Source organism: Rhizobium sp. A22-96, assembly GCF_053521805.1.
This window is the reverse complement of record NZ_JBNWDQ010000003.1, coordinates 545,926-562,847: the sequence shown is the minus strand read 5'-3', so window position 1 is coordinate 562,847 and position 16,922 is coordinate 545,926. Positions and strand designations below refer to the sequence as shown.

At 58.5% G+C, this 16,922-nt stretch carries 16 protein-coding genes and 1 pseudogene; 6 read left to right on the top strand and 11 right to left on the bottom strand.

The genetic code is table 11. The features are described from left to right. Nucleotides 1–15: 15 nt before the first annotated feature. From ubiA to clpP, 6 genes are all read right to left on the bottom strand, one after another. The gene (ubiA, locus tag ACQZ6F_RS15530; RefSeq protein WP_449093447.1) at nucleotides 16–930 is read right to left on the bottom strand and encodes a 4-hydroxybenzoate octaprenyltransferase; all 915 of its coding nucleotides are present in this window, start codon (nucleotides 928–930) and stop codon (nucleotides 16–18) included. Between the two features lie 117 nt (nucleotides 931–1,047). Further along, nucleotides 1,048–1,959, bottom strand: coding sequence for an agmatinase (locus ACQZ6F_RS15525; protein ID WP_449093448.1), 912 nt, complete (start codon nucleotides 1,957–1,959; stop codon nucleotides 1,048–1,050). Nucleotides 1,960–2,206: 247 nt separating this feature from the next. Beyond that, entirely contained in the window at nucleotides 2,207–2,482 is a 276-nt protein-coding gene (gene hupB, locus ACQZ6F_RS15520) for a DNA-binding protein HupB (RefSeq protein WP_034487026.1), read from the bottom strand. Between the two features lie 201 nt (nucleotides 2,483–2,683). Next, on the bottom strand, nucleotides 2,684–5,104 hold the full coding sequence (lon, locus tag ACQZ6F_RS15515) for an endopeptidase La (protein ID WP_068385859.1): 2,421 nt from the start codon (nucleotides 5,102–5,104) through the stop codon (nucleotides 2,684–2,686). A gap of 422 nt (nucleotides 5,105–5,526) precedes the next feature. Then, the gene (gene clpX / locus ACQZ6F_RS15510; protein ID WP_068385857.1) at nucleotides 5,527–6,804 is read right to left on the bottom strand and encodes an ATP-dependent Clp protease ATP-binding subunit ClpX; all 1,278 of its coding nucleotides are present in this window, start codon (nucleotides 6,802–6,804) and stop codon (nucleotides 5,527–5,529) included. A gap of 296 nt (nucleotides 6,805–7,100) precedes the next feature. Next, the gene (clpP, locus tag ACQZ6F_RS15505; RefSeq protein WP_068385855.1) at nucleotides 7,101–7,733 is read right to left on the bottom strand and encodes an ATP-dependent Clp endopeptidase proteolytic subunit ClpP; all 633 of its coding nucleotides are present in this window, start codon (nucleotides 7,731–7,733) and stop codon (nucleotides 7,101–7,103) included. A gap of 393 nt (nucleotides 7,734–8,126) precedes the next feature. Here clpP and ACQZ6F_RS15500 point away from each other — a divergent pair, with 393 nt between their 5' ends. Further along, the gene (locus tag ACQZ6F_RS15500; protein ID WP_449093449.1) at nucleotides 8,127–9,389 is read left to right on the top strand and encodes a diguanylate cyclase domain-containing protein; all 1,263 of its coding nucleotides are present in this window, start codon (nucleotides 8,127–8,129) and stop codon (nucleotides 9,387–9,389) included. Between the two features lie 129 nt (nucleotides 9,390–9,518). Here ACQZ6F_RS15500 and pstB read toward each other — a convergent pair whose 3' ends face one another. From pstB to ACQZ6F_RS15475, 5 genes are all read right to left on the bottom strand, one after another. After that, nucleotides 9,519–10,355: a phosphate ABC transporter ATP-binding protein PstB gene (gene pstB / locus ACQZ6F_RS15495; RefSeq protein ID WP_077470150.1), complete on the bottom strand. Its 837-nt coding sequence runs from the start codon at nucleotides 10,353–10,355 to the stop codon at nucleotides 9,519–9,521. A gap of 29 nt (nucleotides 10,356–10,384) precedes the next feature. After that, a complete protein-coding gene (pstA, locus tag ACQZ6F_RS15490; RefSeq protein ID WP_077470105.1) occupies nucleotides 10,385–11,236 on the bottom strand; it encodes a phosphate ABC transporter permease PstA in 852 nt (283 codons plus the stop codon). 11 nt (nucleotides 11,237–11,247) lie between these two features. Beyond that, on the bottom strand, nucleotides 11,248–12,219 hold the full coding sequence (gene pstC / locus ACQZ6F_RS15485) for a phosphate ABC transporter permease subunit PstC (RefSeq protein WP_077470104.1): 972 nt from the start codon (nucleotides 12,217–12,219) through the stop codon (nucleotides 11,248–11,250). A 74-nt stretch (nucleotides 12,220–12,293) separates the two neighbouring features. Further along, nucleotides 12,294–13,319: a phosphate ABC transporter substrate-binding protein PstS gene (pstS, locus tag ACQZ6F_RS15480; RefSeq protein WP_077470103.1), complete on the bottom strand. Its 1,026-nt coding sequence runs from the start codon at nucleotides 13,317–13,319 to the stop codon at nucleotides 12,294–12,296. 260 nt (nucleotides 13,320–13,579) lie between these two features. After that, on the bottom strand, nucleotides 13,580–13,924 hold the full coding sequence (locus ACQZ6F_RS15475; protein ID WP_449093450.1) for a cupin domain-containing protein: 345 nt from the start codon (nucleotides 13,922–13,924) through the stop codon (nucleotides 13,580–13,582). Between the two features lie 252 nt (nucleotides 13,925–14,176). Here ACQZ6F_RS15475 and ACQZ6F_RS15470 point away from each other — a divergent pair, with 252 nt between their 5' ends. From ACQZ6F_RS15470 to arsH, 5 genes and pseudogenes are all read left to right on the top strand, one after another. Next, entirely contained in the window at nucleotides 14,177–14,536 is a 360-nt protein-coding gene (locus tag ACQZ6F_RS15470; protein ID WP_077470102.1) for an ArsR/SmtB family transcription factor, read from the top strand. Nucleotides 14,537–14,551: 15 nt separating this feature from the next. After that, nucleotides 14,552–14,650, top strand: a pseudogene (locus tag ACQZ6F_RS15465) (arsenate reductase ArsC); the annotation flags it as partial. 74 nt (nucleotides 14,651–14,724) lie between these two features. Beyond that, a complete protein-coding gene (arsB, locus tag ACQZ6F_RS15460) occupies nucleotides 14,725–15,789 on the top strand; it encodes an ACR3 family arsenite efflux transporter (RefSeq protein WP_449093451.1) in 1,065 nt (354 codons plus the stop codon). After that, nucleotides 15,786–16,208 carry an arsenate reductase (glutaredoxin) gene (arsC, locus tag ACQZ6F_RS15455; RefSeq protein ID WP_449093452.1) on the top strand — a complete coding sequence of 141 codons (423 nt, stop codon included), beginning with the start codon at nucleotides 15,786–15,788 and terminating at the stop codon, nucleotides 16,206–16,208. Before arsB ends, arsC begins: the two co-directional genes overlap by 4 nt. Next, complete coding sequence (gene arsH / locus ACQZ6F_RS15450) at nucleotides 16,183–16,911, top strand: arsenical resistance protein ArsH (protein WP_449093453.1); 729 nt, start codon at nucleotides 16,183–16,185, stop codon at nucleotides 16,909–16,911. Before arsC ends, arsH begins: the two co-directional genes overlap by 26 nt. The last annotated feature ends 11 nt before the right edge of the window (nucleotides 16,912–16,922 follow it).

Genomic DNA, 16,922 nt, shown 5'->3' with positions numbered 1-16,922 from the left:
GCTTGATTGAACGGCTCACCACGTTCCGATGAATGCCGCGCAGGCTAGCAGCGCTCCGGTCAGGATATTCGCCAGGAACAGGCGGAAATTCACCTCGGGACGGTCAAGGTCGATTCGCCAGGTTTGCCAGCCCAGGTGCGCGGCTATGACAAGCATTCCCATGGCGTAGGCCAGCGACATGCCGAGCAACCAGCCCCCGACCGACCACGCCAAGACCGTCAGAGCATAGAACAGACCGACACAGGCCTTGCCGTGCCGGCCAAACAGGATTGCCGTCGATTTCAGGCCAAGTTGGGTGTCGTCCTTTACGTCGACATAGGCATAGACGGTGTCGTAGCCGATCTGCCATGCGATAGCGCCAGCCCACATGAGGACCGCGCCCGCCGGGATATGCCCGGCAACTTCGGCCCAAGCCATCAGCATGCCCCAATTGAACGCCGCACCCAGCACAGCCTGGGGCCAATGAGTGAAACGCTTGCAGAGCGGATAGATGAAGACCAGCGGCAGAACGCATATGGCGACAAGGCGTGCATAGGGTGTCAGGAAGAACAGAAGCGATGCCGCCAGTGCAAGCTGGACGGCCAGAAAGACAGAAGCCTGCAGCGCGCCGATCTGTCCGCTTGCCAAAGGTCGAAAGCGGGTTCGCTCGACATGGCCGTCAAACTTCCGATCTGCAATATCGTTAACCGTCGAGCCGGCGCTTCTCATCAGCAAGGCACCGAGAGAGAAAACAACCAGCTCTCGAAGGTCCGGAAAACCGTACGATGCCTGGATGAGAACTGCCCAGCACGGGAAAAGCGTCAGCCATATTCCTACCGGCCGATCCAGCCGGGCCAGGCGCGTATATGGCCGCCAAAAAGGCGGCAGCCGACGATCCACCCAATCACCAAGTTGAATATCGCTTAGGTCCGGGCGGCTTAAACCAGTCATGATCTCATCCAAATTCGCTGTCGTTCATCGCCATTGAAATGACTGTTTGCGATTGAACTCCCCCGCGGGCAAGAGCCTCCCCCAATATTCCGGAATAGAGCCCGATCCCAAAAGGGCTTACGCTTGCCGGACAATGGCTCCGATGACGTTGGTAAGAATGCGGGCGGCGGTGACGGCCGATAAGCCGTCAATATCGGTAGGCGGATAGAATTCGACCAGGTCGAAACCAGCAATCTTCGCGCGCCGACCCAGACCCGCAATCAGTTCGATTACTTGTGTATAGGTCAAACCTCCGGGCGTGCGCGCGGCTACCCCAGGCATGATCGATGGATCGATGCTGTCGCAATCGAGGGTGACAACAACCCGCGCACCTTCAGGAATATGCTGCAGAGCGGCTTCGACGCCCTCGGCATGCACCTTGCGAGCCGTCACGAAATGGCTGCCATAGCGCTTCGCGGCTTCGACTTCAGTGAGACCTGCGCTGCCGACACTACGAAGACCGACCTGAACCATGCCGGCAACATGCTGCATCTCGCTCGCCCGACGCATCGGGCTCGAATAGCCGTAGCGCTCGCCGTGCAGCTCGTCGCGCCAATCGATATGAGCATCGATCTGCAGGACCCAGACCGGCCCATGATCCGCAAATCCGGCGAGGAAAGGGATCGTCACGGAACAATCGCCGCCGATCAGGATCGGTACGGCTGATGATGCCAGTATCTCACGCGTCCTCGCCTCGATCCGGGCACGGTTTACGGCATTGTCGTGCATGGTGGTTTGGATGTCGCCGGTATCGACGCAGCACGGGGGCTTGCCGTCAAACAGCGGGCCGCCAATATCGAAATCCCAATGTTCGCTCAAAGGAGCATCACCCTGGCTTGCTGAGCGAATAGCGTCGGCAGCCAACATATAGCCACGACTGTCTTTGTCGGGATAGGTGCTGCCGTGGCCAGCTCCGAAAATGATCGCGCGACACAGGCTGCCATCGGCTAGTTGATCGGGAAGGCCGAGAAAGGAAGACGATGCGGTCATTTCGTGATCATCCTGATGGTCATTTGGCTGAAACGCCAATGTCGGGCGTTCGAAAATACCTCATGACGTTTCCCTCGCAACAGAATGCACCAAGCGTCTACGCCGTGGACATCCCTTATTTTGATGGTCGTGGCTAATGAACAAAATCCAGCCGTTCCCTATCTCAAAACAAAAAAGGGCCCGCTAAGGCGGACCCTCAATGTTCCTCACCCGCAAGGCTAACGCCTCGCAGCGGGTGAAAACGAAATCAGCTGTTGACCGAGTCCTTCAGGCCCTTGCCGGGCGTGAACTTCGGCACGTTGCGGGCCGCAATATCGACCTCAGCGCCGGTGGATGGGTTACGGCCCTTCGTGGCTGCACGGTGGGAAACGGTGAAGCTGCCGAAACCAGCGAGGCGAATGTCGCCGCCCTTCTTCAGTTCAGCCTGGACGGTCTCGAAAACAGCGTCAACAGCGGAAGCAGCGTCAGCCTTCGTGATACCGGCCTTCTCGGCCACTGCGGACACGAGCTCATTCTTGTTCATGTTTCCACCCCTTTCTTTGGTATGAAACGACTTATCGGTAAGCGGGGTGCAAGTACGAATGCTCTTACCCGCCGCAACCCCAAAAGCCCTGCAAATCAAGGAAAAGCAAGCGTTACCAGCCGCTTTTCACAAAAAAAGACCGGCAAAAATGCCGGTCTTTTCGTCATTTATGACAATTCGACAGAATTGAGGCGATGAGCCTCAATGTGCGATCGTCGCACCTACATCGTCGACGCCTTCGACCGTTGCGATCACGGGCGTTTCGACGGTGCCATCCCATTCGATCGGCTCGGGCCGGCGAACAAGCGCATGCTTGATCACCTCACCCATGCGCGACACGGGAATGATCTCCATCCGGTTCTTCACGTTGTCCGGAATCTCCGCCAGATCCTTGGCGTTTTCTTCCGGGATCAGCACCTTCTTGATGCCGCCACGCAGAGCCGCAAGCAGCTTTTCCTTCAGGCCACCGATCGGCAGCACGCGGCCGCGCAGCGTGATTTCACCGGTCATGGCGACATCCTTGGAAACCGGGATGCCGGTCATGATCGAGACGATCGCGGTTGCCATGGCAACACCGGCCGACGGGCCATCCTTGGGCGTCGCACCTTCCGGCACGTGCACGTGGATGTCGCTCTTGTCGAAGCGCGGAGGCTCGATGCCGAAATCGACGGCGCGCGAGCGGACATAGGATGCCGCAGCGGAAATCGATTCCTTCATGACTTCCTTCAGGTTGCCGGTCACGGTCATGCGACCCTTGCCCGGCATCAGCACGCCTTCGATCGTCAGCAGTTCGCCGCCAACCTCGGTCCATGCGAGACCGGTGACAACACCGACCTGATCTTCGCGTTCGGCTTCACCATGGCGGAAGCGCGGCACGCCGAGATAGTCCGGAACGTTCTCACCCGTAACGGCGACCGACTTGGTCTTGCCCTTGATGATCTCGGTGACCGCCTTGCGGGCGAGCTTCATCAATTCGCGCTCGAGGTTACGAACGCCTGCTTCGCGGGTGTACTGCTGGATGATGACCATCAGGGCATCGTCGCTCACCGAGAATTCGCTCGGCTGCAAAGCATGTTCCTTGATGGCCTTCGGCAGCAGGTGCCGCTTGGCGATCTCGCGCTTTTCATCTTCGGTGTAGCCGGCGATACGGATGATTTCCATGCGGTCCATCAGGGGCGCAGGGATATTCAAAGTATTCGCCGTCGTGATGAACATCACGTCCGACAGATCGTATTCGACTTCCAGGTAGTGATCCATGAAGGTCGAGTTCTGCGCGGGGTCCAGCACCTCAAGCAGAGCCGAAGACGGATCGCCGCGATAGTCCTGGCCGAGCTTGTCGATTTCGTCGAGCAAGAACAGCGGATTGGACTTCTTAGCCTTCTTCATCGACTGGATGACCTTGCCGGGCATCGAGCCGATATAGGTGCGGCGGTGACCGCGGATTTCGGCTTCGTCACGAACGCCGCCAAGCGCCATGCGGACATACTCACGGCCGGTCGCCTTGGCGATCGACTGGGCAAGCGAGGTCTTGCCGACGCCCGGAGGTCCGACGAGGCACAGGATCGGCCCCTTGATCTTGGTCGCACGCGCCTGGACGGCCAGATACTCGACGATGCGCTCCTTGACCTTGTCGAGACCGAAGTGATCGGCTTCGAGGATCTTCTCGGCATTGTTCAGATCAGCCTTGACCTTCGACTTCTTGTGCCAGGGGATGCCCAGCAGCCAGTCGAGATAGTTGCGCACGACGGTCGCTTCAGCCGACATCGGGCTCATCTGCCGGAGCTTCTTCAGCTCGGCATCGGCCTTTTCCTTGGCTTCCTTCGACAGCTTCGTCTTGGAGATGCGCTCTTCCAGTTCGGCCATCTCGTCGCGGCCTTCCTCGCCGTCGCCGAGCTCCTTCTGGATCGCCTTCATCTGCTCATTCAGGTAGTATTCGCGCTGGGTCTTCTCCATCTGGCGCTTGACGCGCGAGCGGATGCGCTTCTCGACCTGCAGAACCGAAATCTCGCCTTCCATGAAGCCGAGCGCCTTTTCGAGGCGAGCCTTGACGCTGGTGGTTTCCAGCATCTCCTGCTTCTCGGTGATCTTGATCGACAGATGCGATGCGACGGTATCGGCCAGCTTCGAATAGTCGTCGATCTGGCTGGCAGCACCAACCACTTCCGGCGAAATCTTCTTGTTGAGCTTCACGTAGCTCTCGAATTCGGAAACGACCGAACGGCTCAGCGCCTCAAGCTCGACCTGATCCTCTTCCGGCTCGTTGAGCGTATGACCGAGAGCTTCGTAGAAGTCTTCGCGGCTGGTATATTCGTCGATCTCTGCGCGCGCACGGCCTTCGACCAGCACCTTGACGGTACCGTCGGGCAGTTTCAGCAGCTGCAGAACATTGGCAACAGTGCCCACCTTGTGGATGGCGTCCGGCGCGGGATCGTCGTCACTGGCATTGATCTGGGTGACCAGCATGATCTGCTTGTCGGAGCCCATGACCTCTTCCAGCGCGCGAATGGATTTCTCCCGTCCGACGAACAGCGGCACGATCATGTGTGGGAAAACCACGATGTCGCGCAACGGCAATACCGGATAGGCAATGCTCTCATGTGCCGCAGACGTTTTCTTAGTCATGTTATTTCCTTTCCGTCGTCCCGTTCCCGGGCTCTCTGCCAGCTGGGGGGAGGATTAGCCGGCTCTCTCACTTGATAAACAAGTGGAGCTTCACATTACCTATTTCAAGTCACGCGAGACATGCCACCGTCACACGGCAGCCCCGCTTGTTTACGAGGAGGAACGCAACAACAAACACCGAAGCCCAGCCACTCAAACAATCACTGGCGAAGCGGAATCCGAAGGAAAATACCGGGCTGATGCCCAAATCACCGGATGCTCCAGAATCATGCCATGATGGCCGCAGCAGGCGCTCTTCACAACCAGCTTTGATGGCATTCCCATCAGCTTATCCAAGACTTTATCAGTAAACTGTACGATTTTTCAAACAGAAAGGGGCCCGTCCATGACGAGCCCCCGATTCGTGATCGTCGATGAAGACATCAGGCCGTTGCGTTGGCCTTTTCTTCCTGCCGATCGGCATAAATGTAGAGCGGACGAGCGGAGCCACGGACGACTTCCTCGGAAATGACAACCTCGCGCACGCCTTCCAGCGCCGGCAGGTCGAACATGGTGTCGAGGAGGATCTTTTCCATGATCGAGCGCAGACCGCGAGCGCCCGTCTTGCGGACGATCGCCCTACGGGCAATCTCGCGCAGCGCATCTTCGTGGAAGGTCAGTTCGACATCTTCCATCTCGAACAGGCGCTGGTACTGCTTGACGAGAGCGTTCTTGGGCTCCGACAGGATCTGGATCAGCGCATCCGCATCCAGGTCTTCCAGCGTCGCCAGAACAGGCAGACGGCCGATGAATTCCGGGATGAGGCCGAACTTCACCAGATCTTCCGGCTCCAGTTCGCGCAGCACTTCACCGACGCGGCGATCATCCTGCGCCTTGACGGTAGCACCGAAGCCGATCGAGGTCTTCTCGCCACGGGCGGAGATGATCTTGTCGAGGCCGGCAAAGGCGCCGCCGCAGATGAAGAGGATGTTGGTCGTATCCACCTGCAGGAACTCCTGCTGCGGATGCTTGCGGCCGCCTTGAGGGGGAACCGAAGCGACGGTGCCTTCCATGATCTTCAGCAGAGCCTGCTGTACGCCCTCGCCCGACACGTCGCGCGTGATCGACGGATTGTCCGACTTGCGGGAAATCTTGTCGACTTCGTCGATGTAGACGATGCCGCGCTGGGCGCGCTCGACGTTGTAGTCGGCAGCCTGCAGCAGCTTGAGGATGATGTTTTCGACGTCTTCACCGACATAACCGGCTTCGGTCAATGTCGTGGCATCGGCCATGGTGAAGGGCACGTCGATGATGCGGGCGAGCGTCTGGGCCAGATAGGTCTTGCCGCAGCCGGTCGGACCGACGAGCATGATGTTCGACTTCGCCAACTCGACATCGCCGTTCTTCGACGCATGCGCGAGGCGCTTGTAATGGTTGTGAACGGCAACCGACAGGATCTTCTTCGCCTGGCGCTGGCCGATGACGTATTCGTCGAGAACCTTGATGATGTCCTGCGGTGTCGGAACCCCGTCACGCGACTTCACCATCGAGGATTTGTTTTCCTCGCGGATGATGTCCATGCATAGCTCAACGCACTCATCGCAGATGAAGACGGTCGGTCCGGCAATCAACTTGCGGACTTCATGCTGGCTCTTACCGCAGAACGAACAATAAAGCGTGTTCTTCGAGTCGCCGCCGTTGCTGCCGCTGACTTTGCTCATATCACTTTCCTTCCAGCACGCCGCCAATTTCCAAGCTGAAATCGCGGTCCACTCAATGCGCCCGCCGGACCTGCCCCTCGTTACTGGCAGATCGCGGCGCCCTTCGGGGTACTGAACGCAGGCCCGGCTCACCGGAACTGCGTGGCAACGATTCCCCTTCGAATGCCGAATGCCATGTCACAAAAACGCTACATAGCATGAATGCATACTATTACCGCGTTCTCTTCCACATTAAACCCCTATTCGTTCACAAATGGGATAGAACTGTGGCATGGAAGGCACCGTCACGTGGATAATCACGCGGCGGTTTCACCTTCCATTTCGGTACGCGACGTCAATACCTTGTCGATCAGACCCCATTCCTTGGCCTCATCCGAGGACATGAAATGGTCACGATCGAGCGTCTGCTCGACCTCTTCGTAGGTCCGGCCGCAATGCTTGACGTAAACTTCGTTCAGGCGACGCTTCATCTTGATGATGTCGCGCGCGTGGCGTTCGATATCCGAAGCCTGCCCCTGGAAACCGCCCGAGGGCTGATGAACCATGATGCGGGAATTCGGCGTTGCGAAACGCATGTCCTTGTCGCCGGCTGCAAGCAGCAGCGACCCCATGGATGCAGCCTGCCCGATGCAGAGCGTCGAAACGGCAGGCTTGATGAACTGCATCGTATCGTAGATCGCCATGCCAGCGGTGACGACGCCGCCCGGCGAATTGATGTAGAGCGCGATTTCCTTCTTCGGGTTTTCTGCCTCGAGGAAGAGGAGCTGTGCGCACACCAATGTTGCCATGTGGTCTTCGACCGGGCCGGTCAGGAAGATGATACGTTCTTTCAGCAGGCGGGAATAGATGTCGTAAGACCGTTCCCCACGGTTGGTCTGCTCAACAACCATCGGCACCAGAGCCATAGCTGTATCAACTGGATTTCTCATGTGCGTCCTTTACCAAGCTTGCCCCGGCGACAAAAACACCGGGAATCGAACAAAATTCCTTTATCCCTACATAGAGTGTCCCTGCCCTGCACTTCAAGACGCATGAAAGCATAACCTCAAAAAGCACTAATGCCCCAGGAAGCGTTGACAAAGCATTTCTAATGGCCGTTTTTGTAACGCCAAGTGGCTAAGGACGGCGCCAGGCACAACCCACCGCTTTTCCCGGCAGCAAGATGAAGAAAACGTGAAGGACCATGCCATGCGGCAAGCGCGCGGCCACAAGTAAAATTTACCAAGACACTTAAGGAACTTACCATCTTATTCGGTAAGGATAAGCTCATTACAGGAACCGTCCCGCCTTTCGCGCAGACGAGAAGACCCTGGCCGGGAGAAATGCCGATCGTGCTTAACATGACCACAGGGCTGACCATCTGGTGTTCCGAAGCCATCACCCTGGCAACCGTGCTCCTGCTTGCCTGGCGCCATGACCGCCAATCCCCCGCCTATCTGATGTGGGCCCTGGGCTTCAGCGTCAGCGCTATCGGGTTTGCCATGGTCGCGGCTCGCGGCATCATTCCTGACATATGGTCGATCCAGATCGGCAATGCCGTCGCCCTACTTGGTGAAAGCGCATGGATCGCCGGTTTCCGCTGGATGGACAAGCGCAGGCTTGAATGGTCGGCGTTGCTGCCGCCAGCCATCTGGCTCGTCGGCGTCAGCCTGCCCTGGGTCAGCGACAACTTCGTCAATCGCGTCATTCTTTACGATCTCGCCGGCGCCGCCGGCGCAACTTTGCTTGCCTTTGCCGTGCATCCGGGCGAAGGGCGCCGGGAGCCGGCGCGCGGACAGCTCGGCGTCGTTTTCATGACGCTTGCCTGCTTCTGTTTCCTCTCCGGTGTTTGGATGTCATTGCTGAGGCCAACCCTGGAAGAGGCCCTGATCTACCGTGGCTACGCCGCGCTCGGCTATGCACTCATTGTCATCGTCGCCATCGTCTTGAACGGCAAGCTGCTGATGGAACGCTCCGAACGCCGCTGGCGGGCGATCTCCATCACCGATACGCTAACGGGCGTCCTGAACCGGCGCGGCCTTCAGGAGAGCTACGATATTCTCGTCAGTGACAAACAGCGACAGCCACAGAAGCTTGCCGCATTGCTGTTCGATCTCGACCATTTCAAATCGATCAACGATCGCCACGGCCACCAGACCGGCGACATGGTCCTCACGGAATTTGCCCGTATCGCGCGCCAATTCGTTCCGCGCAATGGCGCATTCGGCAGGATGGGCGGCGAGGAGTTCGTAGCCTTCGTGCCGATAGACGATCAGGCGCAGGCGGAAGCGCTGGCGGAAACCATTCGTGCCGATTTCTGCCGTGTTCCATTGCTCGCGGGTCCCTCGCTGGTGTCGGCGACAGTTAGCGTCGGCCTTGCGATGATGCCGCGCGACACCGTCAGCTGGGACCGGCTCGTCTCGTCGGCCGACCGCGCGCTTTACGCCGCCAAGCGCGCAGGGCGCAATTGCACCATCGTCTTCAACGAGACGGAAACCGCAAAGGCGGCAGATACGCCGCCCGATACGGATGGCGGCGAACTGGTGCCGACGATCGAGGACCAGATTCACGCGCTAAGACGCCTGGGTAAGCTTGCCGGGATGTAACCGCAGCGTCTTTTCTGGCGGTCGAGTGCAGCCTGGTGACCGGAAAGCAGCATTCGCGCCGCGAAATGCAAAATGGCGCGCTTGATCAGCGCGCCATTGCAAATCAACGAAAGCGATGCCCAGGTCGTATCAGCCGTAGCGACCGGTGATATAGTCTTCCGTGCGCTTGACCTTCGGTGCCTGGAAGATCTGCTCGGTGGCGCCATATTCGATCAGCTCGCCAAGATACATGAAGGCGGTGCTGTCGGAGATACGGCTTGCCTGCTGCATATTGTGCGTCACGATGACGATCGTGAACTCGCCCTTCAACTGCGACACCAGTTCCTCGACCTTGGCGGTCGAGATCGGGTCGAGAGCCGAGGTCGGTTCGTCGAGCAGGAGGACTTCCGGGCGAAGGGCAATGGCGCGGGCGATACAGAGGCGCTGCTGCTGACCGCCGGAAAGGCCAAGTCCGCTCTGGTGCAGCTTTTCCTTCACTTCGCTCCACAGTGCCGTTTCCGTCAACGCGGCTTCGACGCGGACGTCCATCTCCGCCTTTGAGATCTTTTCATAGAGCCGGATGCCGAAGGCAACGTTTTCATAGATCGTCATCGGGAACGGCGTGGGCTTCTGGAACACCATGCCGACCTTGGCGCGCAGATCGTTGAGATCGACGTCCTTGGTGAGAATGTTGCGGCCATCGAGCAGGATCTCGCCCGCAACCGTCTGGCCGGGATAAAGATCATACATCCGGTTGAACGTGCGCAGCAGCGTGGACTTGCCGCAACCCGAAGGGCCGATGAACGCGGTGACCGCATTTTTGCGGATGTTCATATTCACGTCCTTCAGAACGCGATGGCCGTTCTGATAGGTGAAATCGAGTTTCTTCACCTCGAGTTTCGCGAGCGCGCCGAGATCCGACTGGGACGCGGCGTCCTTCCCCGGCTGTGCATTGACGCTCTGGAAATTGCTGTCGCTCATGTTCATGGTCTCATTCCTATCGTTCGGCGGCTGCGTCATTGGCGGCGCCCACTCAAGACACGGGCAAGGATGTTGAGGGCGAGGATGGCTACGGTGATGATCAGCGCGCCGGCCCAGGCCAGTTGTTTCAGATCCTCGCCTGCATCGGCGGCGAGCGTATTGATCGCAACCGGCAGCGTGGCAATTGGACCGGTCAAGCCTGCATTCATAAACTTGCTGTAGCCGGCTGTGAAGAGAAGCGGTGCGGTTTCGCCGCTGATGCGGGCGACGGCCAGCAGGATACCGGTGAGAATGCCCGTCCAGGCGGAACGGTAAATCACCATCACCATGGATTTCCAGCGCGGCGCGCCGAGCGCGGCAGTCGCCTCCCGAAGCGCATTCGGCACGAGTAATAGCATGTCCTGTGTAGTACGGTTTACCACAGGAAGGGCGATCAGCGCCAGCGCGAGAATGCCGGCGAAGGCAGAGTTGCCGCGCATGGGCACGACAACCGCACCATAGACAAACACGCCGATGATGATCGAAGGCGCGGACAGCAGGATGTCGTTGAGGAACTTGGCGGCCTCGGCAAGCTTGCTGCCGTTGGCATATTCGACCAGATAGGTGCCGGCGAGAATGCCGATCGGCGCGGCGATCAGGATGGCGCAGCCCGTGACCAGCACGGTGCCGTAGATCGCGTTGATCAGGCCGCCGCGCGAGCCCTGGGCCGGGATCGACATGGTGAACACGTCAAGGCTCAGCGCCGATACACCGCGGTAAACCAGGCTGACAAGGATCACGCTGAGAAAGAATATGCCGAGGACGGCCGCGATGAAGCACAAGGCCATCATCACCCGGTTCTTTCCGTAACGCCGCGACACGATGTTCTGACGAATTGCATTTTCCATGGCTTTTTCCCTCAAAGCGCGTCGCCGCGGCCGATCATCCATCTCGCCACCGCAAGCACGCAGAAGGAGAGGACGAACAGGAGCAGGCCGAGCGCAATAAGGCTCGACAATTGCAGACCGTCGGCATCGCCGAAGTTGTTCGCGATCTGGGCGGAAATGGTGGTGGACGGCGAGATTATCGACGATTGCAGACGGCTGACCGAGCCAATGACGAAGGTGACGGCCATGGTTTCGCCAAGCGCGCGGCCGAGGCCGAGCATGATGCCGCCGACGAGACCGCGTCGTGTGTAGGGGATCAGGATGTAGCGAGCCACTTCCCATGTCGTCATGCCCATGCCGTAGGCGGATTCACGCAGCATCGGCGGCACCGTTCCGAACACGTCACGGGAGATCGCGGTGATGAACGGCAGGATCATGACGGCCAGCACGAGGCTTGCCGTCAGCAGGCCGACACCCGGTGCCGGCGGCTGGAAAAGCAGGCCGATAATCGGCACTTCGCCGATCGTCATGATAAGAAACGGCAGAATATAGTTCTGCATCAGCGGCACGAGAATGAACAAGCCGACGATGCCGTAGATAATGGAGGGAACGCCAGCCAGAAGCTCGATGGCCGTGCTGATCGGACGTCGTAGGCTGCCAGGGCAAAGTTCCGTGAGGAAGATGGCGATGCCGATGCCCAAGGGAACGGCAATCAGCATGGCGATGAGCGAGCTCACCAGCGTGCCGACAACGGCAGGTACGGCGCCATAGATATCGGCAGGAGCACTCCACTTCGTGCCCCATAGAAACGAAAACCCGAAGGCCTGGAAGGTCGGCAGGGCATCGATGATGAGAACCACGATGATTGCCAGCAGCAGAAGCACGACAAGAGCAGCCGAGCCAAGCGTCATAAAGTAGAAAATCCGGTCTTGTATCCGGAATTTCCTGGTGCTGGCGCTGGTATCCAGTCCCTGGAAGCCAGCCGTCTGAGTCGCATCAGCCATCGATTTCCCCTTGTCCTGTCACGAAGGCGGACAGGGCCATGCCCTGTCCGCCGTAACTTTTAACTCAGCACAGATTACTTCGTGCCGAAGTCCGTCTTCCAGGACTTCTCGACGATCGCAGCAACGCTTTCCGGGATCGCGAGGTACGACAGGGCGGTTGCGTCCTTCTGGCCATGCTCATAGGACCACTTGAAGAACTTCAGCGCTTCTTCGTTGAGAGCAGGATCAGCCGGCTTCTTGTAGAGCAGAACCCAGGTCGAAGCTGCAATCGGCCAGCTCTTTTCGCCCGGCTGATTGGTGATGATCAGGTTGAAGTTCTTGGCCTTGGCCCAATCAGCGTTGGAAGCAGCAGCCTTGAAGGTGTCGAGGCTCGGCTCGATAACCTTGCCGGCAGCATTCTTCATCTTCGCAAAACCGATGTGGTTGGCGACGACGTAGGAATATTCAACGTAGGAGATCGAACCAGCCGTCTGGTTGACTGTGGTGGAAACGCCTTCAGAACCCTTGGCGCCGAAGCCGACCGGCCATTCAACAGCCGTGTTCGAACCAACCTTTTCCTTCCACTCCGGCGAAACCTTGGCCAGGTAGTCGGTGAAGTTGAAGGTCGTGCCCGAGCTGTCGGCGCGATAAACGACCGAGATCGGAGCGGAAGGCAGCTTCACGTCGGGGTTGAGAGCCTTGATAGCCGCGTCGTCCCACTTGGCGATCTTGCCGAGGAAGATGTCAGCCAGCGTCTTGCCGTCGAGAACGAGTTCGCCAGGCTTTACGCCAGCAACGTTATAGGAAACGACGATACCGCCGGAGATCATCGGGAACTGGGCAATGCCGTTCTTCTCGAGGTCAGCGTCGCTCATCGGCTTGTCGGAAGCGCCGAAGATGATGGTCTTGTCGAGGAGCTGCTTGATGCCAGCGCCCGAACCGACCGACTGGTAGTTGACGACATTGTTCGTCGCAGCCTTGTAGCCTTCGGCCCACTTGGACAGAACCGGAGCAATGAAGCTCGAGCCGGCGCCCGTGATGTCGGCAGCCGAGGCCGAAACGGACATAGCCGCGATGAAGCCTGCAGTCAGGCAGAGCGAACGAAATTTCTGATTCAACATGATTGAACTCACTTCCCAGAGTGATGAAAGGATGGCAAGCAGGAGCTGAGCACGGAGTATCCCATCGGTTAAGAACCCCACCTCAATCTCCTAGCGACAGTGATGGCTCTAATGCCGCATTGTTTCAGTTTGATGACAGTTTAATGAAGCGGCGGTGACACAACCTGCGGCAATCATCGCGGCCGATGCGGAACCCCATGGAATGGGCCGCTTCGGGCAATTCGCAACATCGAACTTCATGTTTTGATTCAACAAACTTTTCAAAGTCGGATCACATAATCCTTGCGAGTCGTTTCAATGACTTCCCATGTCCCCTTGAAGCCCGGCTTCAAGATGAGACGGTCGCCTGCACGCAGATGAAAAGTCTCGCCGTCGTCCGCCGTCACGATTGAGTAGCCCGAGAGGATATGGAAGTATTCCCACTCGTCATAGATGATCTTCCATTTGCCCGGCGTCGCCTCCCATATGCCTGCATAAAGATCGCCATCGGCCTCTTCGAGGTTCCAGGTGCGAAACGCGGGAGCCCCCGAAACGAGCCGATCTGCGGCAGGCGTTCCCGCTTCCGGTTCGACGCCATCGATATCCAGTCGCAGATATGTCGTCATGAATGCCTCCTCATTGCTCGCCTGCATTGCTTTTCTCGTAGCTGCCGGATCGAGACAAGCACGAAACGACAGGCCGTCAAAGATAGCCCATCGGCTTTTTCAGCCCTTTGCCGGATTGCGGCGCCTCGAAATAGGTGAGCCAGACGAATACCGCGACGCGGCCAAGCCGCTTCGGTCTTGAAGATAATCAAATGCAGGAGGCAGTCACGGCTCTCCAGTTGACAAGATCTATATATCCATTATTCTGGATATATGGAATCAACAGATGCAATTGCGGCGCTGGCCGCCCTGGCGCAGACGACAAGGCTCGAAACCTTTCGCCTGCTGGTCAAATCGGAGCCGGATGGAATCCCAGCGGGCGAACTGGCCCGAATGCTTGATGTTCCGCAGAACACGATGTCCGCGCATCTGGGGACCCTGTCTCGAGCCGGCATCGTGCGAAGCGAACGCCGGAGCCGCTCCATAATCTACCGTGCTGATCTCGAAGGTTTTCGGGCGCTGACGCTGTTCCTTCTTAAGGACTGCTGCGGGGGAAATGCGGAATTGTGCGCGCCCTTGATCGCCGATCTTACGCCATGCTGCCCGCCGGCGACCATTCGACCTCCGACCTAACCACGGAACATGACCATGACCGCTAGGACCTACAGCGCGCTCTTCTTGTGCACGGGCAATTCCGCACGCTCTATTCTCGCCGGGTCGATGCTCAGCAAGGCGGGCGGCAGTCGCATAGCGCAGGAACACAAGCTTCGGCAGATCAGCGCCCTTGAAGGTGCATCGGTCAAATCCGAGAAGGCAGGCTGATGTCCACTTTCGAGAGATATCTGACCGTCTGGGTCTTTTTGTGCATTGTTGCCGGCATCGCTCTTGGCCACCTAGTGCCCGGTGTATTCCATGCCATCGGCGCAGCCGAAGCCGCCAAGGTCAATATTCCCGTGGCCATCCTCATCTGGCTGATGGTCATTCCGATGCTGCTGAGGATCGATTTCGGTTCACTTGCGAAGGTCGGGAGCTATTGGCGCGGGATCGGTGTCACGCTGTTCATCAACTGGGCCGTCAAGCCGTTCTCGATGGCTCTGCTGGGCTGGCTGTTCGTCGGCTGGCTATTCCATCCCTTTCTCCCGGCAGATCAGATCGATTCCTACATCGCGGGGCTGATCATCCTTGCTGCGGCACCTTGTACGGCCATGGTTTTCGTCTGGAGCAATCTGACCAGAGGCGAGCCCCACTTCACCCTTTCCCAGGTGGCGCTGAACGACGCAATCATGATCGTGGCCTTTGCGCCGATCGTGGGATTGCTGCTCGGGCTGTCCGCCATTACCGTTCCCTGGGATACATTGATGATCTCGGTGGCGCTCTACATTCTCATTCCCGTAGCGATCTCGCAGATTATCCGCAGATATCTGACAGCCGAGGGGTCGACTCGCGCGATGGACGCCCTCCTGGCAAAGCTGCAACCGCTATCCCTCCTGGCATTGCTGGCAACTCTCGTTCTTCTGTTCGGCTTCCAGGGAGAGCAGATTATCGCGCAACCGACGATCATCGCATTGCTGGCCGTTCCGATCCTGATCCAGGTCTACTTCAATTCAGGGCTCGCCTATTTGCTGAACCGCATGTCCGGAGAGCAGCACTGCGTGGCCGGTCCGTCGGCCCTGATTGGTGCCAGCAACTTTTTCGAGCTCGCAGTGGCGGCCGCGATCAGCTTGTTCGGCTTTCAGTCGGGCGCAGCGCTTGCGACCGTCGTCGGCGTCCTCATCGAGGTTCCCGTGATGCTCTCGGTCGTCTGGATCGTGAACCGTTCCAAAGGCTGGTACGAGGCCAGCCCCGCAGTCATCAAAAATACAGTCAGCGAAAGGACGTCATCATGAACGTCACCATCTACCACAATCCCGCCTGCGGGACCTCCCGAAACACACTGGAGATGATCCGGAACGCCGGGATCGAACCCTTGGTGATCGAGTATCTGAAGACGCCGCCATCGCGGGAGCAATTGACCAAACTGATCTCCGACGCAGGCCTTACAGTCCGCCAGACGATCCGCGAGAAGGGAACACCCTATGCTGAACTTGGCCTCGACGACCCGACCCTGACGGACGAGCAATTGATCGATGCCATGCTCAAGGACCCCATCCTCATCAACCGCCCTTTCGTGGTTAGTCCACTCGGAACACGGTTGAGCCGGCCATCCGAACTCGTACTCGATATACTTCCGGACACCCATAAGGGTGAATTCATCAAGGAAGACGGCGAGAAGGTCCTCGATGAGAAAGGCAAGCGCATTGTCTGAGACATTCCCCGCCCTGGATGCCGGGCACCTGCACCAGCCGGATCTCGATGCGCTTCGCCCGGCATTCTCGACGCATAGACCGCGAATCCTGATCCTCTATGGTTCCTTGCGCGAGGTCTCCTATAGCCGTCTGCTCGCCCATGAGGCCCGCCGCCTGTTGGAACGCCTTGGGTGCGAGGTCAGGATGTTCGATCCCAAAGGCCTGCCCCTCCCCGACGAGGCGCCGGCGAGCCATCCGAAGGTGAAGGAACTTCGCGAGTTGTCCGAATGGTCTGAAGGTCAGGTATGGGTCAGTCCGGAGCGCCATGGAGCCATGACGGGCATCATGAAAGCGCAGATCGACTGGATTCCGCTCTCCATCGGTTCCGTCCGCCCAACGCAGGGAAAGACCCTCGCCGTCATGGAGGTGTCGGGCGGCAGCCAGTCCTTCAACGCACTGAACCAGATGCGTGTGCTTGGCCGCTGGATGCGGATGATCACCATCCCCAATCAGTCCTCGGTGGCCAAGGCCTATCAGGAATTCGATGCTGACGGCCGTATGAAGCCGTCGGCTTTCTACGATAGGGTCGTCGACGTCTGTGAAGAGCTGGTAAAGTTCACCATCATCACCCGCGACGCCTCGCCATATCTCACCGATCGCTACAGCGAGCGAAGGGAAACCGCCGCCAAACTCGAGCAGCGAGTTTCCCTGAATTCAATCTGACTTGGCGACAC